Origin of the sequence: Nocardia sp. CA-120079 (genome assembly GCF_050955745.1) — a bacterium.
Lineage (GTDB): Bacteria > Actinomycetota > Actinomycetes > Mycobacteriales > Mycobacteriaceae > Nocardia.
The window spans coordinates 3,649,174-3,671,174 of the sequence record NZ_CP192088.1 but is presented as its reverse complement, the minus strand read 5'-3'; the positions used below and the strand labels follow the sequence as shown (position 1 = coordinate 3,671,174).

At 66.7% G+C, this 22,001-nt stretch carries 19 protein-coding genes; 1 reads left to right on the top strand and 18 read right to left on the bottom strand.

Features of this window, described 5'->3' with window-relative positions; translation table 11 throughout:
• Window positions 1-2 precede the first annotated feature (2 nt).
• From ACQPYR_RS16840 to ACQPYR_RS16820, 5 genes are all read right to left on the bottom strand, one after another.
• The gene (locus ACQPYR_RS16840) at window positions 3-1,037 is read right to left on the bottom strand and encodes an NAD(P)-dependent alcohol dehydrogenase (RefSeq protein WP_433633248.1); all 1,035 of its coding nucleotides are present in this window, start codon (window positions 1,035-1,037) and stop codon (window positions 3-5) included.
• Window positions 1,038-1,119: 82 nt separating this feature from the next.
• The gene (locus ACQPYR_RS16835) at window positions 1,120-1,809 is read right to left on the bottom strand and encodes a TetR/AcrR family transcriptional regulator C-terminal domain-containing protein (protein ID WP_433633246.1); all 690 of its coding nucleotides are present in this window, start codon (window positions 1,807-1,809) and stop codon (window positions 1,120-1,122) included.
• 91 nt (window positions 1,810-1,900) lie between these two features.
• Window positions 1,901-2,809 (bottom strand): esterase/lipase family protein, encoded by a 909-nt coding sequence (locus ACQPYR_RS16830; protein ID WP_433633244.1) that lies wholly within the window; start codon window positions 2,807-2,809, stop codon window positions 1,901-1,903.
• A 203-nt stretch (window positions 2,810-3,012) separates the two neighbouring features.
• The gene (locus ACQPYR_RS16825; protein ID WP_433633242.1) at window positions 3,013-3,669 is read right to left on the bottom strand and encodes a PadR family transcriptional regulator; all 657 of its coding nucleotides are present in this window, start codon (window positions 3,667-3,669) and stop codon (window positions 3,013-3,015) included.
• Between the two features lie 350 nt (window positions 3,670-4,019).
• Window positions 4,020-4,610, bottom strand: a complete 591-nt coding sequence (locus ACQPYR_RS16820; RefSeq protein ID WP_433633240.1) for a TetR/AcrR family transcriptional regulator — start codon at window positions 4,608-4,610, stop codon at window positions 4,020-4,022.
• A 74-nt stretch (window positions 4,611-4,684) separates the two neighbouring features.
• On the opposite strand from ACQPYR_RS16820, the gene ACQPYR_RS16815 reads away from it, so the two are divergent.
• Entirely contained in the window at window positions 4,685-5,530 is an 846-nt protein-coding gene (locus tag ACQPYR_RS16815) for an NAD(P)H-binding protein (RefSeq protein ID WP_433633238.1), read from the top strand.
• 375 nt (window positions 5,531-5,905) lie between these two features.
• On the opposite strand, the gene ACQPYR_RS16810 is transcribed toward ACQPYR_RS16815, so the two are convergent.
• From ACQPYR_RS16810 to pyrR, 13 genes are all read right to left on the bottom strand, one after another.
• Window positions 5,906-8,422: a primosomal protein N' gene (locus ACQPYR_RS16810; RefSeq protein WP_433635154.1), complete on the bottom strand. Its 2,517-nt coding sequence runs from the start codon at window positions 8,420-8,422 to the stop codon at window positions 5,906-5,908.
• 132 nt (window positions 8,423-8,554) lie between these two features.
• Window positions 8,555-9,769: a methionine adenosyltransferase gene (gene metK / locus ACQPYR_RS16805; protein ID WP_387284559.1), complete on the bottom strand. Its 1,215-nt coding sequence runs from the start codon at window positions 9,767-9,769 to the stop codon at window positions 8,555-8,557.
• A 287-nt stretch (window positions 9,770-10,056) separates the two neighbouring features.
• Window positions 10,057-11,280 carry a bifunctional phosphopantothenoylcysteine decarboxylase/phosphopantothenate--cysteine ligase CoaBC gene (gene coaBC / locus ACQPYR_RS16800; RefSeq protein ID WP_063043186.1) on the bottom strand — a complete coding sequence of 408 codons (1,224 nt, stop codon included), beginning with the start codon at window positions 11,278-11,280 and terminating at the stop codon, window positions 10,057-10,059.
• 25 nt (window positions 11,281-11,305) lie between these two features.
• Entirely contained in the window at window positions 11,306-11,587 is a 282-nt protein-coding gene (rpoZ, locus tag ACQPYR_RS16795; protein ID WP_040692158.1) for a DNA-directed RNA polymerase subunit omega, read from the bottom strand.
• Between the two features lie 59 nt (window positions 11,588-11,646).
• Window positions 11,647-12,231: a guanylate kinase gene (gene gmk / locus ACQPYR_RS16790; protein WP_433633235.1), complete on the bottom strand. Its 585-nt coding sequence runs from the start codon at window positions 12,229-12,231 to the stop codon at window positions 11,647-11,649.
• Between the two features lie 8 nt (window positions 12,232-12,239).
• Window positions 12,240-12,557 (bottom strand): integration host factor, actinobacterial type, encoded by a 318-nt coding sequence (mihF, locus tag ACQPYR_RS16785; protein WP_062993489.1) that lies wholly within the window; start codon window positions 12,555-12,557, stop codon window positions 12,240-12,242.
• Window positions 12,558-13,215: 658 nt separating this feature from the next.
• Complete coding sequence (gene pyrF, locus ACQPYR_RS16780; protein ID WP_433633233.1) at window positions 13,216-14,040, bottom strand: orotidine-5'-phosphate decarboxylase; 825 nt, start codon at window positions 14,038-14,040, stop codon at window positions 13,216-13,218.
• A 16-nt stretch (window positions 14,041-14,056) separates the two neighbouring features.
• A complete protein-coding gene (gene carB / locus ACQPYR_RS16775; protein ID WP_433633231.1) occupies window positions 14,057-17,365 on the bottom strand; it encodes a carbamoyl-phosphate synthase large subunit in 3,309 nt (1,102 codons plus the stop codon).
• A complete protein-coding gene (gene carA, locus ACQPYR_RS16770) occupies window positions 17,365-18,480 on the bottom strand; it encodes a glutamine-hydrolyzing carbamoyl-phosphate synthase small subunit (protein WP_433633229.1) in 1,116 nt (371 codons plus the stop codon). The genes carB and carA overlap by 1 nt, the downstream gene beginning before the upstream one ends.
• On the bottom strand, window positions 18,477-18,974 hold the full coding sequence (locus tag ACQPYR_RS16765) for a transporter (RefSeq protein WP_433633227.1): 498 nt from the start codon (window positions 18,972-18,974) through the stop codon (window positions 18,477-18,479). Before ACQPYR_RS16765 ends, carA begins: the two co-directional genes overlap by 4 nt.
• Complete coding sequence (locus tag ACQPYR_RS16760; protein ID WP_433633225.1) at window positions 18,975-20,270, bottom strand: dihydroorotase; 1,296 nt, start codon at window positions 20,268-20,270, stop codon at window positions 18,975-18,977.
• 73 nt (window positions 20,271-20,343) lie between these two features.
• Window positions 20,344-21,300: an aspartate carbamoyltransferase catalytic subunit gene (locus ACQPYR_RS16755; RefSeq protein WP_433633224.1), complete on the bottom strand. Its 957-nt coding sequence runs from the start codon at window positions 21,298-21,300 to the stop codon at window positions 20,344-20,346.
• Between the two features lie 37 nt (window positions 21,301-21,337).
• On the bottom strand, window positions 21,338-21,973 hold the full coding sequence (gene pyrR, locus ACQPYR_RS16750) for a bifunctional pyr operon transcriptional regulator/uracil phosphoribosyltransferase PyrR (protein ID WP_433633222.1): 636 nt from the start codon (window positions 21,971-21,973) through the stop codon (window positions 21,338-21,340).
• Window positions 21,974-22,001: the final 28 nt, after the last annotated feature.

The following is a 22,001-nucleotide window of genomic DNA, read 5'->3' as shown; positions in this document are numbered from 1 at the left end:
CGCTAGTCGTCGACCACGACCACCTTTCCGGTGGCATGGCCTTCCTCCTGGTAGCGCACGGCCGCCGGTATTTCGGTGAAGGGATATGTCCGGTCGATAACCGGGGTGATCTTTCCGTCCTCGATGAGCTCGGTAAGCTCCATGAGGTTTTCCCTGTTGCGAGTGCATCGCGTGACCTCCGCCAGCGCGACTCGCTGCGAGATGAACGGCGCGAGCGCCAACGCCGCGAACATCCGTCCGGCGGGTTGCACCCAACGACCCGCCGGCCCGCCGACCGCGACATAGGTGCCCTTGGCGGTCAGCACACGGCGACATGCCGACATCGAGCGGCTTCCCGCGATATCCACCAGCAGGTCGTAGCGCTGCCCGCTGCGCGTGAAATCCGCTGCGGTGTAGTCGATTACCGCATCCGCCCCGAGCGAGCGGATCAGCTCCATGTTCCGCGTGCCACAGATACCGGTGACCACCGCGCCGAACGCATGCGCGAGTTGTACGGCGAACGTGCCGACACCTCCCGACGCACCGTTGATCAATACCCGCTGCCCGGGCTGGATCCGTCCCTCGTCACGCAGGGCCACCAGTGCGGTATTGGCCGCCAGCGGTACCGCGGCCGCCTGCTCGAACGACAGGTTCTCGGGCTTCGGCGCCAATTCGTTTTCCCGCACGCATACGTACTCGGCGAAGCCGCCCCCTTTGAGCATCGCGAATACCTCGTCGCCGGGCTGGAATCCGGTAACCGCTGTGCCGACAGCTTCGACCACTCCCGCCACGTCCGCGCCAAGGATGGCGATGGACGGCTTGCGCAATCCGACGCCGCCACTCATCAGCCGCGCGATATACGGCTCGCCGCGTAGGAAGTGCCAGTCATAGGGCTGGACCGAGGTGGCACGCACGCGAACCAATACCTCGTCTTCGGCCGGTGCCGGCTGGTCGATATCGGTGAGAGCCAGCTGTTCCGGTGGTCCGAATGCGCGAAGGGCATAGGCCTTCATCATGTTCTCCTCAGATCTCGGCACCGAGACGCCGCCCGCGCTCATGCGCCTTACAACGTAAGGTACCCTTACGTTGTAAGGCGCGTCAATGGCTGCCGCGAGTGATGCCGACCGAAGTCGTTGCAGATCAAGCAGTCTCACGCAGGCGGTCGAGACCGTCGAGAATCAGATCCAGCGCGAATTCGAATTCGAATTGGTCATCACACCAACCCAGCGTCGAGTCCGGATCGTCGTGGGCGACCTCTCGCAACATCCCGACCAGATTCGGCAGCGCCTCGGCCATTCCATCGAGCGCGGCCATGGCTTCGGCATCCATCGGCCCGTCGCCGGGATCGAACAACTCCTGGGTGAAACCCAGTGCCCGACTACCGAGCACATGCATCGCGTGATGGGTCTGGTCGTAGGAGAAGCCGCCTTCGCGCATCAGCCCGAGCAGGCCGTCGTAGTAGCGCAGCACTGCCTGGCTGGTATTGGTCCGCGTCTGGAAAACACCCGGCGCCCAAGGATGTCGGAGCAGCACCTCGCGTGCGGACAGAATCCGCTGCCGCACGGCCTGCTTCCACGCGGCGCCGGCAGCGGGCACATCGATGTCGGCAACGACCTCGTTGATCTCCCCCGCGATGACGTCGACGACGCCGTCCAGCACGTCTTCCTTGTTGGCCACGTGGTGATATAGCGACATCGCCTCGACCCCGAGCAGTTCCGCCAACCGACGCATCGTCAGCGCTTCGATACCACTCGTGTCAGCGACGCCGATTGCCGTGGAAAGTACTCGCATCCGGCTCAATGGGATTCGAGACTCGACTTCGGCCGCCACTTACGCATCCTCCCATACGGCGTAAGCCCGGCATGGACGGCCGAGCCGGGCGGAGGGTCGACACTCCGCCCGGTCGACCGAACGGCGGCCGTCAGGAATGTCCGGCGATGATGACCTCGGGAATGCCGGTGCCGAGCGGCACCTCTCGGCACGTCGGAGCCGGTGCGTGGACCGGGTCCAGCGTCCGCAGCAATAGTTCCTGCACGAATGGGTCGTAGACCATGTGGAAGTGACCGGTCTGGTCGATCGCGCATTCGTCCTGCAGTGCGATGTTCTCCACGTTCGGGCCGTGCAGTGCGATATTGCTGAACGGCTGGATCATCTCGTCGACGCGGCTGCCGATGGTCACATAGTGCGGGCCGGGCACCGTGTCACCGCCCGCATTGAGTTCGACCATCAGCGGCGAGCCCTGCACCTGCTGCACCGCCGCGAGTGAGGTGACCTGCGCGAAGGCCTGCAGCGCACCCGGAATCGCCTGCGCCACCGGCACCAGTCCATACATCACCCCGCCGTAGCTCGGCGATGCGAGGCCGATCCATTGACCGACCTTCGGCGCGCCACCGAGCTTGTTCACGTAGTAGCGAGTGACGTTGGCGCCCTGGGAAAATCCGACGATATCGACCTGGGTGGCATTGGTGGCGGCCAGTACCTGGTCGACGAATGCGCCGAACTGGTAGGCGCTCACCCACATGTCCTCGGTGCCCCAGGTGTCTTTGCCCGGTGCACCGCCATAGTTGAGTGCGAAGACACAGAAGCCGAGCGCCGAGATCTGCGGGCCGATGGCCGCCCAGTCGGAGTACGCCGAGGAATCGGTGCCGTGCGCCAGGACGACCGGGCGGGGATGTTCGGCGGTCGGCTTGCAGTCGAAGTTGTTGGTACCAGCCGGGGCAACGTTCTTGTGCGCCTTCTGATACACCGCCGCGGCCAGATGGTCCGATTGGGACGGACCGATCTGGGTGGGTACATCCGGCGGGCGATATCCGGCGATCTGGCCACTCACCGGCGCAGGATCAGCCGGTTCGGCACTTGCTATGGGTGCCGCGCCGGAGCCGAAGAAGACGGCTCCGGCCAAGACGCCGGCAGACACTACGCGCCTGAACTGTGATACTCCCCAACCCCACTGACCGCTCGGCTGTTCCATATCACAATGATGTACCCGATCCGCTCGAAAAGTGCACGCTCAGGCGGCGTTTCACACTGCCATCACTTTTCGGGGGCGTCGTCCTCGGCGAGAATGCGGTATAGCGATTTACGCGCATCGGTGAGCACCTCCGCGGCCCGAGCCGCCTGTTGCGGAGTACCCGCCGCCGCGACCTGAGCGGCCGCACCCATCAGCTGTCCGATCAGCGCACGCAGATCCATCGCCTGAGTGCCGACGTCCTCCTTGACATCGGCCCAGGGATCGCCGAGTTCGTCCCGATGCTCGGCGACGTAGGTCTCGCCCGCGTCGGTGAGCTTCGCGGTCTTGCGACCGGCGACCTTCTCGATGAGCACCAGACCCTCGTCCTCGAGCTGCGCGAGCGCCGGGTAGATGGATCCCGGGCTCGGGCGCCAGACATCGTCGCTGCGCTCCCTGATCTGCTGGATCAGCTCGTAGCCGTGCATCGGACGCTCGGTGAGCAGCAACAACACCGCGGCACGCACGTCACCGCGCCTGCCGCGGCCACCGCGGCCACGCCCACGTCCGAATCCCGGACCGAAGCCGGGCCCGAAACCAGGACCGAAGCCCGGTCCGAACTCGGGTCCGAAACCGTGCCGCCCACCGCGGCGATGCTGGCGACGACCGGCGTCGCCCTCGTCGTGACCAGGCTTCCGCCAGCGACCACGACCTCTGAATTCTCCGTATTCGATGTTCTCCATGTCAGCCTCCTTGGGCCCTCGTGTATATCTCATGCTATCGACGATATATCGGCAATGCATCGCATGCAAGGGTGATCGGCGACACGAACCGACCGGGCGCTCTGAAACTAGGAATGGGCCGCGCATCGGTCGATGCGCGGCCCGCATAGCGACTGGTCAGATGAGCGGTTTGCCCTGGTGGAACAAGTCACCGCCGAATGTCGCATGCAAGTCAGGACACAAGTGGCGGCCGGCACCCAACTCCGCGGAAGCCCGACGGAACACGGTGTGGCAGCCGGACACTCGCCAGCGTCTCGGCGTCGCGAACCGAGAGTTACCGACCAGGCGCTCATCAACCCGGGAAAACTCCACTATGGCGCAAGCGAATCGATCCAGCGCTCGAGCCGATGCCCCTCGGTCACCATGAGTTCCGGATCACGGAAGGTATTGGTCAGCAACGAGATCCCCTGATAGGCGGCGAACAGCGCAACCGCGAGTTCCCCCGCATCCACGCGACCCATTGCCGTGAACTGCTGCTCGATCCAGTCGAGCAGCGTGCGAATACTCGCCGCTGACGCCAACTCCAGGCCGTCGCCACGTTTACCCAGCTCCGAGGCCAAAGTCCCAGTGGGGCATCCGAATTGCACGGCGCGGTCACGCTGGTCCACCCAGCCTCGGACCAGCGCCTGCAGCCGGTCTTGCGGCTCGTCGTACTGCTCGAGCACGGCAATCAACTCCTGCAGCGTCTGCGCGTGCGCGCCGAGTGCCGCCTCGACCAGCTGATCCTTGGTCTTGAAGTAGTAGTACACATTGCCGAGCGGAACATCGGCGACCCGCGCGATATCGCCGATGGTCGTCTTCTCGACGCCCTGCTCGTGAAACACCTGAGCGGCCGCGGCGGCGAGGCGTTCACGCTTGCCCGCCTTGGGCGTCGCGCGCCGACCTTCGACTGAGTTAGTCACACAACTAACTATAGACAAGCATCGGATCCATCGGCTACCTTCGCTTAAGTCAGCCAACTAACTCAGGAGTGAACGTGATCGTAGTGACCGGAGCGACCGGCAATATCGGACGTACCCTCGTGCGCCACCTCGCCGCCGCCGGTGCGCAGGTGACCGCCGTATCCCGCGGGAATCAGGACATCGTCGTGCCCGACGGCGTGCGGCATCGGCGGGCCGATCTCGCCGATCCCGAAAGCCTCTCCCCCGCAGTCGAAAACGCGGATGCGCTCTTCCTGCTGCTGACCGGGCCGCAGCTGGTTACCGGACCCCATCCGGCGCGGTTCATCGAGGTCGCCGCGGCGGGTGGAGTCAAGAAGGTGGTGCTGCTGTCGTCGCAGGCGACGGGTACCCGGCCCGGACTGGCCTCACATGCTCGACTGCATGCGTTCGAGTCCGCGCTGCAGCGATCGGAGTTGGACTGGACGATCCTGCGGCCCACCGGATTCTTCTCCAACACCTACGCGTGGATCGAGTCGATCCGGGCCGAGCAGGTGATTGCCGCCCCCTTCGCCGATACCGCACTGCCCGCCATCGATCCCGAAGATATCGCCGAGGTCGCCGCAACCGTATTACGCACCGACGGCCACTCCGGACGCACCTATGAACTGACCGGTCCCGCCGCGATCAGTCCGCGCAAGCAGGCCCAAGCCGTCGAAGAGGCGTTGGGAATTTCGTTGCAATTCGTCGAATTGACCCGTGATCAGGCGCGTTCCGGCATGTTGCGATTCATGCCAGAGGATGTGGCGGATGGCACGCTCGATATCCTCGGCGCGCCGACACCGGCCGAGCAGCAGGTCAGCACCGATGTCGAGCGGGTGCTCGGACGGCCCGCGACATCGTATGCCGAATGGGCGCAACGCAATCGCGCCATCTTCGGCTGACCTTCGCCGCCAACTCGAATCTGGTACTCGCCCTCGCGATCTCGTACATCGGCGCCGAGGGAGAGCAGCTTGTCGTCGAACGAAGCCGCGTCAGTGGTGGTCGCCGTCCCGGCCGCGGGTCTACACGGGGGTCGTGCCAGGGCGAGACCACTGCGGTACCGGGCAGCTGGTCGGGCCGCGGCGAGGGCGTCGCCCGCCCGGGTGTGGGCCTTCTCGCGGACCAGCAGCTCGTCCCGGGCGGCCTACCAGGTGGCCAGGTCAACCACAGACGGCTTTCAAGTTCACAGGACCGCGCTCTTGCTTGTTCGCGCCCGTTCTCTGGGCGAGTTGGGCGTGGTCGCCGGCGACGATGAGCGCGACGGTCTCGTCGGGGGATCAGCCGATATCGACCGGGTCGATTTGGACGCGCAGGGGGGCGTCGGAGCGGTGGGTGCTGCGGACGGCCTGGGCGGCCGTGAGGGCGCGGGCGAGAGTGGCGCCGGCGGTGCGGTGTACGCGCAGGAGCATGCGTTCGACTTCGGCGGGAGTATCGCCGCTGTCGAAGGGTTTGCGGGCGCCGGGCGGGAGGGGTACCGGGCCGAGGATGTCGACATGGTCGGGAAGCTTTGCGGCGGAGAGCAATTCGGCGATGGAGTCGGCGGTGCCGTCGATGGCGGCCATGCGGACGGCAGGTGGGAAGCCGACCTCGGCGCGGCCGGCCACCTCGGCGCGGGCGTGGCCGACCGGATCCCAGCGCAGTAGCGCCTGGACCGTGGGTAGCGAAGGTTCGGCCATCACGATGACCTGGCCGTGATTGCGCACCAGGGTGGCCGCCGACATCCAGCGACGCAGAGTGTCCTCGGCGGCGCGCAGGTCCGCCCGGCTCAGCAGCGCCCATCCGTCGAGCAGCAGGGCGACGCCATAGCCGCCGGGCAGCACCGGTTCGGCGCCGACCGTCGCCACGATCACCTGCGGTCCCGGTTCCACCGTGTCGAGTACCGCGCCGCCGCTGGATCCGCGAATCGGTACGCCGGGAAAGGCCCGACCGAGTTCCTCGGCGGTCCGGGCCGCACCGATCACCACCGCTCGTAGCGCTCTGGAAGCACAAGCAGGACAGCGGAAGGCGGCCTCGGTGATACCGCACCAGCGACATGCTGGACTGTGCGCGGTCTCGCCGCGATGCCCAGCTCGCCCATCCGGCAAGGAAAGTGGGCCATTGCAGTGCCGACATCGTGCGGGCGTACGGCATTTCGCGCAGGCCAGCGCCGGGATGTATCCGCGCCGCGGCACCTGCACCAGCACCGCGGCACCTTCCTTCAGCGCGGATCGCGCGGCAGCGTAACCAACGGCGGGAATGCGGACCGCACGCGCGACCGGGTCACGCTCCATCGCGATATCGGAGTCACCCGGTGCGCTGATGCGTGGGGAAAATTTGCGCACCACAGCACGATCGGCGACCAGGTCGTGCGCCCACTCCGAATCGACCACGGCCTGGATCTCCGCCGTCCGCGCGAACCCTGCCGCGACGAATGCCGCCCCGGTGTCATGTGCCCGCAGCATCGCGACCTCGCGCGCATGCGGATACGGCGCTCGAGGCTCGGCATAGGTGTCGTCGCCGTCGTCCCAGATCGCGATCAACCCGAGATCAACTGCGGGAGCGAACACCGCACTGCGCGTACCGACAATCACCCGTGCGGTCCCCCGCAATGCCGCCAGCCACCGCCGATACCGCGCGGCCGGCCCCAACCCCGCAGCCAACCCGACCGCCGAATCCCCCACCAGCCGAACACATTCCGCCAGCACGCGATCCAGATCCCGCTGATCCGGGACCATCAGAATCGCGCTGCGCCCCCGCCCCACGACAACCGCCGCCAATTCCGCCAACCGCCGCGCCCAATCCTCCCCGGGCACCGCCTGCCACCCCGCCCGTACCCCTTTCCTCTGCCCCAGCGCCGACACAAACGCCGCCCCATGGATGTAGCGCTCCCACGGCCGCAGTTCCACACCGTCCGGCAGCCCGATGCCACCCGAATCGGCCAGTACCGCAACAATATTCGCTGATTCAGCAGCAACGACAGCGCGCTCACCCACCGGCGCGTCAGCACCCTCCGGTTCCATCTCCCCTCGTCCGTCGGCGGCCGCGACACCGTCCTCCACCGATTCGATCGAATCCGCCGACAGCGACTCCGATCCAACACCAGCAGCCATCACATGATCGGCCGAGCGCGAGGGCGTCCGAGCAGTACCGAACCGATCGCGAACGTCGACCGCCTCGTCCTCGCCGCCCAGTGTCGGCGCATCGACGGAATGATCGAGCGCCGCGTCGGCCGCAGCGGATTCGGCAGAATCGGCCCCCGTCGCCGAATCACCCACTGGCGGCAGGTCAGGCGAATCCGCCACCGCCGCTGCGGCATTCGGAGTTTCAGCAGGCCCGACAGCGTCAGCTGCCGAGTCAGTCACCAGCGTGGGATCTGGCGACGGTGAGCCGGGCGACGACGATACGGCCGCCTTCTTCGAGCCCCCGTTCTCGGTGCGCGCATGCCGAGGCGGAATCGCGAGCCGTAGAACATCCGCGCGGGTCCCTGCGTAGCGGGCGGCCACAGCGGTGGCCAGTTTCAGGATTTCCGGGGTCAGGACGCGTTCGGCGGAGACCACGCGTTCGAGTTTGACCATTTTCCCGGTGTGGTCGCTGTGCGACAGGCGGGCCAGCAGATACCCGTCGACGAGGCGGCCCGCGAAACGGACGCGGACTCGGACGCCGGGTTGGGCGATTTCGTCCAGCTCAGGAGGGACCAGATAGTCGAAGTCTCGGTCCAGGTGAGCAGGCGAAAGCAGCGGGAGTACCCGGGCGATCGGGTGTCCCGCTGCTGTCGAATCGTGCGTTGCCGTGGCTCCCGCCCCTGCGGAAGCCACGGCGGTGAGGTCCGCTGTGGGTTCGTGCACGCGGGCCCCGATATGCCTACAGGCCGACGGCTGCGCGCAACTTGTCCGCGCGCATCAGGCAGGGCCTCCCAGGGCGGGTCGGCTTATCCATAGCGGCTACTCCTACAGGCCGACGGCCGCGCGCAGCTTGTCGGCCCGGTCGGTGTGCTCCCAGGGCAGGTCGACGTCGGTGCGGCCGAAGTGGCCGTACGCGGCGGTCGGCGCGTAGATCGGGCGCAGCAGGTCGAGGTCGCGGATGATCGCGCCGGGACGCAGATCGAAGACCTCGGTGATGGCCGTGGCGATGCGCGCCGGATCCACCTTCTCGGTGCCGAAGGTTTCTACGAACAGACCGACCGGTGCGGCCTTGCCGATGGCATAGGCGACCTGGACCTCGACCCGCTCGGCGAGTCCGGCCGCGACGACGTTCTTGGCGACCCAGCGCATGGCGTAGGCAGCCGAGCGGTCCACCTTCGAAGGATCCTTACCGGAGAACGCCCCACCACCGTGACGAGCCATGCCGCCGTAGGTGTCCACGATGATCTTGCGGCCGGTCAGGCCGGCATCGCCCATCGGACCACCGAGAACGAACTTGCCGGTCGGGTTCACCAGCAGGCGAATATCGGAGACATCCAGCGGCGCGGGCAGATCAAGATCGGCGAGCACCACATCGACGACCTTCTCGCGGATATCGGGTGCCAGCAAGTTGTCCAGGTCGATATCGGCGGCGTGCTGCGTGGAGATCACGACCGTATCCAGGCGGACCGGACGGTCGCCGTCGTATTCGATGGTGACCTGGGTCTTGCCGTCGGGACGCAGGTATGGCAGCACACCCGACTTGCGAACCTCGGTCAGCCGACGTGAGAGCCGGTGCGCGAGCGCGATCGGCAGCGGCATCAGCTCGGGAGTGTCGGTGTTGGCGTAGCCGAACATCAGGCCCTGGTCGCCGGCGCCCTGCCGCTCGATCTCGTCATCCGATCCGGCGGTACGTGCCTCGTGCGAGGTGTCGACGCCCTGTGCGATATCCGGCGACTGTGCGCCGATCGCAATATTCACACCGCAGGAATTTCCGTCGAAACCCTTTGCGGACGAGTCGTATCCGATTTCCAGAACCTTTTCGCGGACGATTTTCGGAATATCCGCATAAGCCGACGTGGTCACCTCACCCGCGACGTGCACCTGGCCGGTGGTCACGAGAGTTTCCACCGCGACCCGGCTGCGCGGATCCGCCGCGAGCAGGGCGTCGAGGATGGAATCGCTGATGGCGTCACAGATCTTGTCCGGATGACCTTCGGTCACGGACTCACTGGTGAAAAGGCGGCTGCCAGACGTGGGCACAGTTCTTCCCTCTCCCTCAACGGGTTACTCGTATCGGATTGCGACGGTAACGCGATGCGGCCACCGCACAACCCTTCATTCAGACTATTCCAAACCACCGACGCGACGGGGTCGACGAAAGGCAACTGTCTCAGACTATTGAAATCCGTCGATATGTCGGGCCGGGGCTCCAGCCTCCAACACATCGACCAGTCCGGGTTGCGGTCGACAACAGCCTAACCATCACGCGGCGGTGTATCCACCGGACATCCTCGATGCACAGCACAAACCAAGCGCCGCAACGGGTCTCAGCGCAGCAGCGGACCGAGCGCGTCCAGCACCCGGCTCGCGAGCAATGCCTTCGATCCGTGGTCGAGCGCCTGTTCGGTGCCGTCGGCACCGAGTAGCCAGCCGTCGTTGGTGTCGACCTCGAACGCCTTGCCCTCGCCGACCGCGTTGACGACCAGCAGATCACAGCCCTTACGCGCCAGTTTGGCCCGCGCGTGCGTGAGCACATCGCCGTGCTCGTCACCGGTCTCGGCGGCGAACCCGACGATCGCGGTTCCGGGTAGCTGACCATCACGTCGCGACTGAACGAGTCCGGCGAGAATATCGTCGGTCTTGGTCAGCGGGATCACGTCGGGCTCGTGCGCGCCCTTCTTGATCTTGGCCGCGGCCACGGTGGTCGGCCGGAAGTCGGCGACGGCCGCGGCCATGATCACCGCGTCCGCACCGAGCGCATGCTTCTCGACGGCGGTCTTGAGCTGTTCGGCGGTGGTGATGTGCACCAGATCGACGGCGGCGGGTGCGGCCATCTCGATCGTGTTGCCCGCGATCAACGTGACGTGGGCGCCGCGCTGCGCGGCGACCCTGGCCAATGCGTAGCCCTGCTTGCCGGAGCTGCGATTGCCGAGGAAACGCACCGGATCCAGCGGTTCCCTTGTGCCGCCCGCGGTGATCACCACGCGACGGCCCGCCAGATCACGCGGGATGGCGTCGGCGCGTTCCAGCAGCAGCGTCGCCAGCCCGAAGATCTCCTCGGGCTCGGGCAACCGGCCGGGTCCCGTATCGGTACCGGTCAACCGGCCCGACGCGGGTTCCATGACGATCGCACCGTGCGCGCGCAGCGTCGCGACATTGGCGACGGTGGCCGGATGCTCCCACATCTCGGTATGCATCGCGGGCGCGAACAACACCGGACATCGGGCCGTCAGCAAGGTGGCGGTGAGTAGATCGTCGGCGCGGCCCTGTGCGGCACGCGCCATCAGATCGGCGGTCGCCGGAGCGATGACCACAAGGTCCGCCTCCTGGCCCAACCGCACATGCGGCACCTCGGGGACATCGGTGAACACATCGGTGTGCACCGGATTCCCGGACAGCGCCTCGAAGGTTGCCTTACCGACGAACTGCAGCGCCGACTCGGTGGGGATCACCCGTACCTGGTGCCCGGTCTCGGTGAACCGGCGCACGATCGAACAGGCCTTATAGGCGGCGATCCCTCCGCCGACGCCGACGACGATCCGTGTGGTCACTACGCCTCCGGCCTAGATGTGGTTGTTACTCGCCTTCGGAGTGCTCGAGCAGGTCGGAGTGGATCTCACGCATCGCGACCGACAGCGGCTTCTCCTGCAGACCCGGCTCGACCAGCGGGCCGACGTATTCGAGGATGCCGTCGCCGAGCTGGTTGTAGTAGTCGTTGATCTGACGGGCCCGCTTGGCCGCGTAGATCACCAGCGCGTACTTGGACGACGTGCGCTCGAGCAACTCGTCGATCGGCGGGTTGGTGAGGCCGACCGGAGTGTCGTATGCGGGCGCGGGCTTGATGTCCGTACTGCTCACTGAGAGGGCTCCTGCGGGGATCGGTTCTTCGGGCTGGGTGGTTTTTCCGAGAGTGCGGGTCACGAACTCGAATTTGTGCTAACGAACAACGATACCAACTGCTCACAGGCGCTGGTCACCTCGTCGTTCACTATGACGATGTCGAACTCGTCACAGGCCGCCAATTCCGTCCTGGCGGTCTCCAACCTGCGGGCGATCACCTCGGGTGATTCGGTACCCCGCGCGGTCAGCCGGGAAACCAGTTCCTCCCAGCTGGGCGGGGCGAGAAATACCAGCAGCGCCGCCGGCATGGCCTTGCGCACCGACCGCGCGCCCTCGAGGTCCACCTCGACGAGCACCGGCAGGCCGCAGGCAAGTGCGTCACGCACCGGTTTCGCCGGTGTACCCGAGCGCTGCAACCCCCCGTGGATATCAGCCCACTCGAGGAGTTCGCCCGCCGCGATCATGGCGTCGAACTCCTCCCGGGACACAAACCGGTAGTCGCGGCCGTCGACCTCCCCGGGCCGGGGGGCCCGGGTTGTCGCCGACACGCTGAAGACCAGTTGGGGCAGTCGCTCGCGGACGCAGCGGACCACGGTCGACTTGCCCACGGCCGAGGGGCCGACCAGTACTACCAGTCGACCCTTCCGCGTGTGTTCGACCACCTTGGTGGTCAGGCGAAGTCGAATCGGGCGAGCAGCGCCTTGCGCTGCCGATCACCCAGTCCGCGCAGACGCCGGGTGGGGGCGATCTCCAGCTCGCTCATGATCTCCGCCGCCTTGACCTTGCCCACCTTGGGCAGGGCCTCCAGCAGCGCCGACACCTTCATCTTGCCGAGGATCTCGTCGGTTTCGGCGTCGGTGAGGACCTGCTTCAGGTCGGTGCCGCCACGCTTCAGGCGCTCCTTGAGCTCCGCCCGAGCACGGCGAGCGGCAGCCGCCTTCTCCAAAGCAGCGGCGCGCTGCTCGTCAGTCAGCTGGGGAAGGGCCACGGTTCCTCCGTCTCATCGTTCATTGCATCAACTCCTGCCGGTAACCCAGCAGTCTCAGCGACCGTACCCACGACGTTGCCCGATTGCGAACCCACCCCCCAGGTCAGCGCATGATTCGCCGATGTCGTAAGGGTGGGCCCGGCGGGATGCGCACAGCACGTCGATCGCTGCGGCGATCCTACCGCCGAAATCTCGAAATGCCCCGCTAGCAGGGCTTTTTCATACCGAAAGCGGGTTAGCGGAGTGGTTGCGGCGCCAACCTGCACAGGACCAGCAACCGGTCACGTGTCCGACCTGGAATTTTCTGGGATTTTTCCGCGTGTCGCGTTGTTCTTGCGCGTGTCGGAGGCTCGAAATGACCGATTTCCGGCTTCCGGACCGCCCGAACCGACACCGGACCCGCGGATCGCCACAAAGTCCTGGCATTCGCCTGGACCACAGCACGGCGCGAGCGAACGGCACTCTGTGCCGGTCCAGTTGGCTCCGTGATCGATCAGGACGCCGCCTCGGCCACCCGGGTGCCCGATGGCGGGAAAATCGGCGCAGCGGGCCGCACAGCTGTTCGATATGACACGTCATCCCCGATCAGCGTGCCCACCTCGCCCGAAACGCGAAATGGACCGACGCCGAAGCGTCGGTCCATCGCAATCGTCACGCGTCATCGCCGCAGGAAGGCGAACTCCTCCTGCAGCGCGCTCACCTTGGCACGCAGTGCCGACACGGATGGACCGGCGCCGAGCACCTCGCGCGAAACGGTCGGCACCGCGGCGTGCAACGACTGCTCCGGCACCAGCTCACGCACGGTTTCCGGACCGCCACCCTGCGCGCCGACGCCCGGCATCAGGATCGGGCCGTTGAGCTCGGCGAGATCCGGCGCTTCGGTGAGGGTGGCGCCGAGCACAATGCCGACCGAGCCGAATTCCTGGCCCGCATTGCACTGTGCCGCCGCATCCACCATGGTCTGCGCGATCGTGCGACCGTCCGCCGCTACTGCCCGCTGCACCTGTGCACCTTCGGGATTCGAGGTGGCGGCGAGTACGAAGACACCGCGCCCGTTCGCCTCCGCGAGCGTCAAAGCCGGTGCGAGGGAACCGAATCCGAGATACGGCGAGACCGTCACCGCATCCGAGCCGAGCGTGCCGTCGGCGAGCCAGGTCCGCGCGTAGGCATCCATGGTCGAGCCGATATCGCCGCGCTTGGCATCGGCGAGCACCAGGGTGCCCGAGGCGCGCAGCACCTCGATGGTGCGCTCGAGCACCGCGATTCCACCGGAACCATAAGCCTCGAAGAAGGCGACCTGCGGTTTGATCAGCGCGACCCGGCCGTCGAAAGCCTCGACGCAGATCTCGGCGAAGGCCTCGACACCGTCGACATCGTCGGTGAGACCCCACGATCGGAGCAGGCCGGGATGCGGATCGATGCCGACGCACAGCGGCCCGAGATGCCGCATGGCGTGCCGCAATCGGGCACCGAAGGTCTTCACCGCACCATCTCCTTCGTCAGCCACGCAGCACCGAATGCAGTTCCTGCAGCGAGCGCACCCCGATGCCGCCATTGATGCTCGCCTCGATGCCCTGCACGGCCGCGGCCGCACCCTGCACCGTGGTGATGCACGGGATGTTCACCCCGACCGCCGCCGTGCGGATCTCGTAACCGTCCACGCGCGGCCCGGAGTTGCCGTAGGGGGTGTTGAACACCATGTCGACCTCGCCGTCGCGGATCTGCTCCACGATGGTCGGCTGGTCGGCCGGCCCCTCCTCGGAGTGCTTGCGCACCTGTTCGCACGGAATTCCGTTGCGGCGCAGCATTTCCGCGGTGCCCTCGGTGGCCAGGATGCGGAAGCCGAGGTCGTTGAGGCGCTTCACCGGGAACACCATGGCGCGCTTGTCCCGGTTGGCGATCGAGACGAACACGGTGCCCTCGGTCGGCAGCGAACCGTAGGCCGCGGCCTGGCTCTTGGCGAAGGCGGTGCCGAAATCGGCGTCGATGCCCATGACCTCACCGGTGGACTTCATCTCCGGCGAAAGCAGCGAATCCACACCGCTGCCGTCGGCCTTGCGGAACCGGTGGAACGGCAGCACCGCCTCCTTCACCGCGACGGGTGCGTCGAGCGGCACGTGGCCGCCGTCGCCCTCGGCGGGCAGCATGCCCTCCTTGCGCAGTTCGGCGATGGTGGCGCCCATGGTGATCCGTGCGGCCGCCTTGGCCAGCGGCACCGCGGTGGCCTTGGAGACGAACGGAACCGTGCGGCTAGCCCGCGGATTCGCCTCGAGTACGTAGAGCACATCGTCCTTGAGCGCGTACTGCACATTGAGCAGGCCCTTGACGCCGATACCCTTGGCCAGCGCGATGGTGGAGCGGCGCACCGCCTCGATATCGCTGCGGCCCAGAGTGATCGGCGGCAGTGCGCAGGCGGAGTCGCCGGAGTGGATGCCCGCCTCTTCGATGTGCTCCATCACACCGCCGAGGTAGACCTCGTCACCGTCGCAGAGCGCGTCGACGTCGATCTCGATGGCGTCTTCCAGGAACCGGTCGACCAGCACCGGATGTTCCGGACTCAGTTCGGTGGCCCGGGAGATGTAGCCCTCCAGCGAGTCCTCGTCGTAGACGATCTCCATACCGCGACCGCCGAGCACGTAGGACGGGCGCACCAGCACCGGGTAGCCGATGCCTGCGGCGATCTTCTTGGCCTGCGCGAAGGTGGTCGCGGTGCCGTACTTCGGTGCGGGCAGGCCCGCGGCGACCAGGACGTCACCGAATTCGCCGCGATCCTCGGCCAGGTCGATGGCGGCGGCGCTGGTGCCGACCACCGGCACACCGGCGTCGGTGAGGCGCTGCGCCAGCCCCAGCGGGGTCTGGCCGCCGAGCTGCACGATTACCCCGGCGACGGTGCCGGACTCGGTTTCGGCGTGGTAGACCTCGAGCACATCCTCGAAGGTCAGCGGTTCGAAGTAGAGCCGGTCGGCGGTGTCGTAGTCGGTGGAGACGGTTTCCGGGTTGCAGTTGACCATGACGGTCTCGTATCCGGCCTGCGAAAGCGTCTGCGCCGCATGGACACACGAGTAATCGAACTCGATGCCCTGGCCGATCCGGTTCGGCCCGGAACCCAGGATGATCACCTTGTCGCGTTCGCGCTGCGGCGAGACCTCCGACTCGGCGGCCGGATCGAGTTCGTAGGTCGAGTAGTGATACGGGGTTTTGGCCTCGAACTCCGCGGCGCAGGTGTCCACGGTCTTGAAGACCGGACGAATACCGAGCCGATGACGCAGTGCGCGCACGCCGGTCTCACCCGCCAATTCGGGTCGCAGCGCGGCGATCTGGCGATCGGAGAGTCCATAGTGCTTGGCCCGGCGCAGCAGCGGCTCGTCGAGTACGGGTGCGTCGATGATTTCTCGGCGCAGCTCGACCAGTCCGGCCACCTCGGCGACGAACCAGGGGTCGATGCCGGAGGCCGCGGCGACGTCCTCGATGCTCACGCCCAGCCGCAGCGCCCGCTCGACCTGGTAGATGCGTCCCTCGGTTGGGGTGCGCAGGTCTTCGAGAATGGCTTCGGTATCGGTCCAGTTGCCGTCGCCCTGGGTCCAGAAGCCGGCGGCCTTGGTCTCCAGCGAGCGCAGCACCTTGCCGAGTGCTTCGGCGAAGTTGCGACCCAGCGACATCGCCTCGCCGACCGACTTCATGGTGGTGGTCAGCGTGGCGTCGGCGCCGGGGAACTTCTCGAAGGCGAAGCGCGGCGCCTTGACGACCACATAGTCCAGGGTCGGCTCGAAACAGGCCGGGGTTTCCTTGGTGATGTCGTTGACGATCTCGTCCAGGGTGTAGCCGATGGCCAGCTTGGCGGCGATCTTGGCGATCGGGAAACCCGTTGCCTTGGAAGCCAATGCGGACGAGCGCGAGACGCGTGGGTTCATCTCGATGACGATCAGGCGTCCGTCGGCCGGATTAACCGCGAACTGGATGTTGCAGCCACCGGTGTCGACGCCGACCTCGCGCAGGATATCGATGCCCAGGTCGCGCAACCGCTGGTATTCGCGGTCGGTCAAGGTCATGGCGGGTGCGACGGTGACCGAATCACCGGTGTGCACACCCATCGGGTCCACATTCTCGATCGAGCAGACCACCACGACATTGTCGCGGCCGTCGCGCATCAACTCGAGTTCGTATTCCTTCCAACCCAGGATGGATTCCTCGATGAGCACATTGGCCGTCGGCGAAGCCGCCAGACCGCCGCCCGCGATCCGATCGAGGTCCTCGTCGTTGTAGGCCATGCCCGAGCCGAGCCCGCCCATCGTGAACGACGGCCGCACGACCACCGGAAAGCCCAGTTCAGTGACGGTTTCGCGGACCTCGTCCATGGTGTGGCAGACCCGCGAACGGGCGCTCTCGCCACCGACCTTGGCGACGATGTCCTTGAACTTCTGCCGGTCCTCACCGCGCTGGATGGCCTCGAAATCGGCGCCGATCAGCTCGACGTTGTATTTCTGCAGCACTCCGCGCTCGTGCAGGGCGACCGCGGTATTCAGCGCGGTCTGCCCACCGAGAGTGGCGAGAATGGCGTCGGGGCGCTCCTTTTCGATGACCTTCTCGACGAACTCCGGCGTAATCGGTTCCACATAGGTCGAATCGGCGAACTCTGGATCGGTCATGATGGTCGCCGGGTTGGAATTCACCAGCGATACCCGCAGGCCCTCGGCACGCAGCACCCGGCACGCCTGGGTGCCGGAATAGTCGAATTCGCAGGCCTGGCCGATGACGATCGGACCGGAGCCGATCACCAGGATGTGCTTGAGATCCTCGCGGCGAGGCATCAGGCTCCTTCCATGAGACCGGCGAAACGGTCGAAGAGATAGGCGGCGTCATGGGGTCCGGCGGCGGCTTCCGGGTGGTACTGAACCGAGAATGCGCGACCGTCGACCAGGCGCACGCCCTCAACGGTGCCGTCATTGGCGCACACGTGGCTGACCTCGGCCTTGCCGAACGGGGTGTCGAACTGTTCGCCCTGTTCGCCCTCCAGCGCGAAGCCGTGGTTCTGCGCGGTGATCGAAATCCGGCCGGTCTCGTGTTCGACGACCGGGATATTGATGCCGCGGTGGCCGAACTTCATCTTGTAGGTCTTGCGGCCGAAGGCGCGGCCGAGGATCTGATTGCCGAAGCAGATGCCGAACAGCGGCAGCCCCTGCTCCAGCACACCCTGGGTGATGGCGACCGCGCCGTCCTGGGTTGCCGGGTCGCCCGGACCGTTGGACAGGAAGACGCCGTCCGGCTTCAGCTCCAGGATCTGATCCAGCGAAACGGTCGACGGCACCACATGCACCCGCATGCCGCGCTGGGCGAACATGCGCGGGGTGTTGGTCTTGATGCCGAGGTCGACCGCGACGACGGTGAAGCGCGGGTCGCCGTTCGGTTCGATCGTGTACAGCGCGTCGGTGCTCACCTCCTCGGCCAGATCCGCACCCAGCATCGAGGGCTGTCCGTTGACCCGGGCCAGCAGTTCGTCTGCATCGGCGAGCGCCGAGCCGGAGAAGATGCCCGCTTTCATCGAACCGCGAGTGCGCAGGTGACGCACCAGGGCGCGGGTGTCGATGCCCGCGATGCCGACGATCTGCTGACGGTCCAGCTGGCCCTGCAGGGTGCCGGTCGAGCGCCAGTTCGACGCGACGCGCGAGGCGTCGCGGACCGCGTATCCGGCGACCCAGATCTTGCCGGATTCGTCGTCCTCGTCGTTCCAGCCGGTATTGCCGATCTGCGGGGCCGTGGCCACCACGATCTGGCGGTGGTAGCTGGGGTCGGTGAGGGTCTCCTGGTACCCGGTCATCGCGGTGCAGAACACCGCCTCACCGAGTGTTTCGCCCACGGCACCGAAGGCCGCGCCGCGGAAAACCCGGCCGTCCTCCAACACCAATGCTGCTGCTTCTTGTGTCATCCCTCGTCGTCTCCCGTCATCGCCCTGGCCCACGCCGGGTACACCGTCTTGTCGTCACCTCGGAAACCGGTATCTATCTCGGTTCCGGTCGGCAGCTTCCAGCGAATTACCAGCACACCATCTTCCGTCATCACCTTGCCCGCATGTCCGCGTTCGGTCCGTACGGCGGTAATGGATTCCTGCGGAATCCAGAGCACCGTCGCACCGTCGCGCTCGAGCAGAATCCCTCGTTCGAACCGCGTGAGTTCCGCCACGGCCCGGAAACCCAAGTCGCCCACCGTGATCCGGTCCTGCCAGCTGGGTGCGATGGTGCTGCCGAGATACAGTCCGGTGGTCGGCTCCAGTACCTGAGCGCCGAGATCACCCGGCACATGCGGTAGTTCGCCGATCCGGGCCGCCTGCCGCGCGGCACGGTTCTGCCAGCCTCGGTACATCAACCAGATGCACAGAGCGAACAGTGCGAGCAGTCCGACCACCCACAGTGCTCTTTCCACTTACGAACCTCCCACCGCCTTGCCCTCACGGGCGGTTACCCGGCCTCGGAGCAACGTCGTTGTCACCCGAGCCGGGAACGTCATGTCCTCGAACGGCGTGTTGTTCGAAATGCTGGCGAGTTCGGTGGCCCGCACCGTCCAGCTCGCATCCGGATCGACCAGCGTGAGATTGGCCGGCTCGCCGACCTCGATCGGGCGGCCGTGACCGTCGAGTCCGACGATTTCGGCCGGACGCTCGCTCATCACGCGCGCGACACCGCGCCAGTCCAGCAGGCCGGGTTCGACCATGGTCTGCACGATGATCGACAGCGCGGTCTCCAGGCCGAGCATGCCGGGGCGGGCGGCGGCGAATTCGCAGCACTTGTCCTGTTCGGCGTGCGGGGCGTGATCGGTGGCGACGCAGTCGAGGATGCCCTCGGCGAGTGCCTGCCGCAGCGCGATGGTGTCGGAGACCTCGCGCAGCGGCGGGTTCACCTTGTTGACCGCGTCGTAGGTCTCCAGGCGCGAGTCGTCGAGCAGCAGATGGTGCGGGGTGACTTCGGCCGTGATCGAAATACCTTGGGCCTTGGCCCATTTCACCAGCTCGACGGTGCCGGCGGTGGAGGCGTGGCAGATGTGCACGCGCGCATCCGCGTCGCGGGCCAGCAGTGCGTCGCGGGCCACGATCGACTCTTCCGCGGCGCGCGGCCAACCGGCGAGGCCAAGGCGGGCCGCGGTCGGACCTTCATGTGCGACAGCGCCTTTGGTCAGGCGCGGCTCTTCGGCATGCTGTGCGATCAAGACGCCGAGGGAGTTCGAGTACTCCAGTGCGCGGCGCATGAGCAGCGGGTCGTAGACGCAGTGGCCGTCGTCGGAGAACATGCGCACCGCGCCGACTCCGGCGGCCATGGTGCCCATTTCGGCGAGCTGCTTACCTTCCAGCCCGACCGTGACCGCCCCCACCGGGTACACGTCGACCAGCCCGACCTCCTGACCACGCCGCCACACGTGATCGGTGACGACCACCGAGTCGGCGACCGGGTTGGTATTGGCCATGGCGAAGACCGCGGTGTAACCGCCGAGTGCCGCTGCGGCGGAACCGGTTTCGATGGTCTCGGTGTCCTCGCGGCCGGGTTCGCGCAGATGGGTGTGCAGATCGACGAAGCCGGGCAGCAGGATCTGGCCCTGCGCGTCGATGACCTCGGCGTCGATAATGCCGAGATCGGTTCCGATGGAGGCGATTACACCGTCGCGCACGAGTACGTCGACCGGCTCGCCCTCGCCGTACGGCCGAACACCCTTGAGCAGCAGGCTCATGCCTTCACCTCGATGGCGCTCGGCTCCGGCATGCACCATGCACACTGGCGCATGATTCGCTCACTTCGTTCGCTCATGCGGCTGCCTCCTGGGTACCGACCAGCAGCCGGAACAGCACGGCCATCCGCATATGCACTCCGTTCGTCACCTGTTGCAGGATCGCCGCCTGCGAGGAATCGGCCACCGGCGAGGCGATTTCCATGCCGCGCAGCATCGGCCCCGGATGCAGGACGACCGCGTTCTCGTCGAGCAGTGCCAGCCTGCGCTCGGAAAGTCCGTAGTTGACCGAGTATTCGCGCGCAGACGGGAAGAAACCGCCGTTCATCCGCTCCTGCTGCACCCGTAGCATCAGCACCGCGTCTGCGCCGGGCAATTCGGCGTCGAGCGAAGGCGAGATCCGAGCGGGCCAGAGGTCCGCACCGACCGGCAGCAGCGTGCGCGGCGCGACCAGCACCACCTCGGCGCCAAGAGTATCGAGCAGAAAGACATTCGAGCGCGCGACCCGGCTGTGCAGGATATCGCCGACGATGACGATCCGCTTGCCCTCGATATCGCCGAGGCGCTGACGCAGGGTCAGGGCGTCCAGCAGCGCCTGCGTCGGATGCTGGTGGGTACCGTCACCGGCGTTGATGATGGCCGGGCCCGGCCGGCCCTCGGCGACCGCCCAGCCATCCATCCAGCGCGCGATCTGATGCGCCGCACCGGAGGCCGGGTGCCGGACGATGAGCGCATCGGCGCCCGCCGCGTGCAGAGTCAGCGCGGTGTCGCGCAGGGATTCGCCCTTGGCGACCGAGGAGCTGCTCGCGCTGACATTGATCACATCGGCGCTCATCCACTTGCCCGCGACCTCGAACGAGACCCGGGTGCGAGTCGAGTTCTCGTAGAAGACCGTCATCACGGTGCGGCCGCGCAGCGTCGGCAGCTTCTTCACCTCGCGACCCAGCAGCGCCTGTTCGAAGCGCTCGGCCTCGTCGAGCAATTCGGTGGCGGTGGCACGATCGAGGTCGGTCACCGTCAAGAGATGTCTCACGAGCGCACCTCATAGACACTCGCTCCGGCGAGCCGGTTCACTGCGCTTCCTCCTGATGCAAGTAGACGCCGTCGCGGCCGTCGTGTTCGGTGAGCAATACAGAGATGTCCTCGCTGCGGGAGGTCGGCACGTTCTTGCCGACGAAATCCGCGCGGATCGGGAGTTCGCGATGGCCGCGGTCGATGAGCACCGCGAGTTGGACGGCGCGGGGGCGGCCGAGATCGCGCAGACCGTCGAGGGCGGAGCGCACGGTGCGGCCGGAGAAGAGCACGTCGTCGACCAGGACCACGAGTGCGTCCTCGATACCGCCGTCGGGCACCGAGGTGCGCTCGAGCGGCCGGTGCGGACGGCTGCGTAGATCGTCGCGATAGAGGGTGATGTCGAGCGAGCCGAGTGCCGGGCGGACCCCGGAGAACTCCTCGATCTTGTCGGTGAGCCGCGCGGCCAGCGTGGTGCCGCGGGTGGGAATGCCGATCAGCACCACACGCGGTGCGTCCGGCTCGCCCGCATCGAGGGCGGTCTTTTCGATGATCTGATGCGCGATACGCGCGATGGTCCGGCCGACGTCGGAGGGAGACAGCAACTCGCGTCCCGCGCTCACCCGCTCCGGGGTGTGTCGCTGCGACGTTTCGGCAGCGCCGGACTTGGCGGCCCGTTCCTCGGGCACGGCCATGCCGACCTCCTTCCCCGCCTCACCGGAC

Excerpts from the sequence above, each read along its gene's own strand:
- ACQPYR_RS16840 (WP_433633248.1), bottom strand. The coding sequence starts at position 1,037 with ATGAGCGCGGGCGGCGTCTCGGTGCCGAGATCTGAGGAGAACATGATG.
- ACQPYR_RS16825 (WP_433633242.1), bottom strand. The coding sequence starts at position 3,669 with ATGGAGAACATCGAATACGGAGAATTCAGAGGTCGTGGTCGCTGGCGG.
- carB (WP_433633231.1), bottom strand. The coding sequence starts at position 17,365 with ATGCCTCGCCGCGAGGATCTCAAGCACATCCTGGTGATCGGCTCCGGT.
- carA (WP_433633229.1), bottom strand. The coding sequence starts at position 18,480 with ATGACACAAGAAGCAGCAGCATTGGTGTTGGAGGACGGCCGGGTTTTC.
- ACQPYR_RS16760 (WP_433633225.1), bottom strand. The coding sequence starts at position 20,270 with ATGAGCCTGCTGCTCAAGGGTGTTCGGCCGTACGGCGAGGGCGAGCCG.
- pyrR (WP_433633222.1), bottom strand. The coding sequence starts at position 21,973 with ATGGCCGTGCCCGAGGAACGGGCCGCCAAGTCCGGCGCTGCCGAAACG.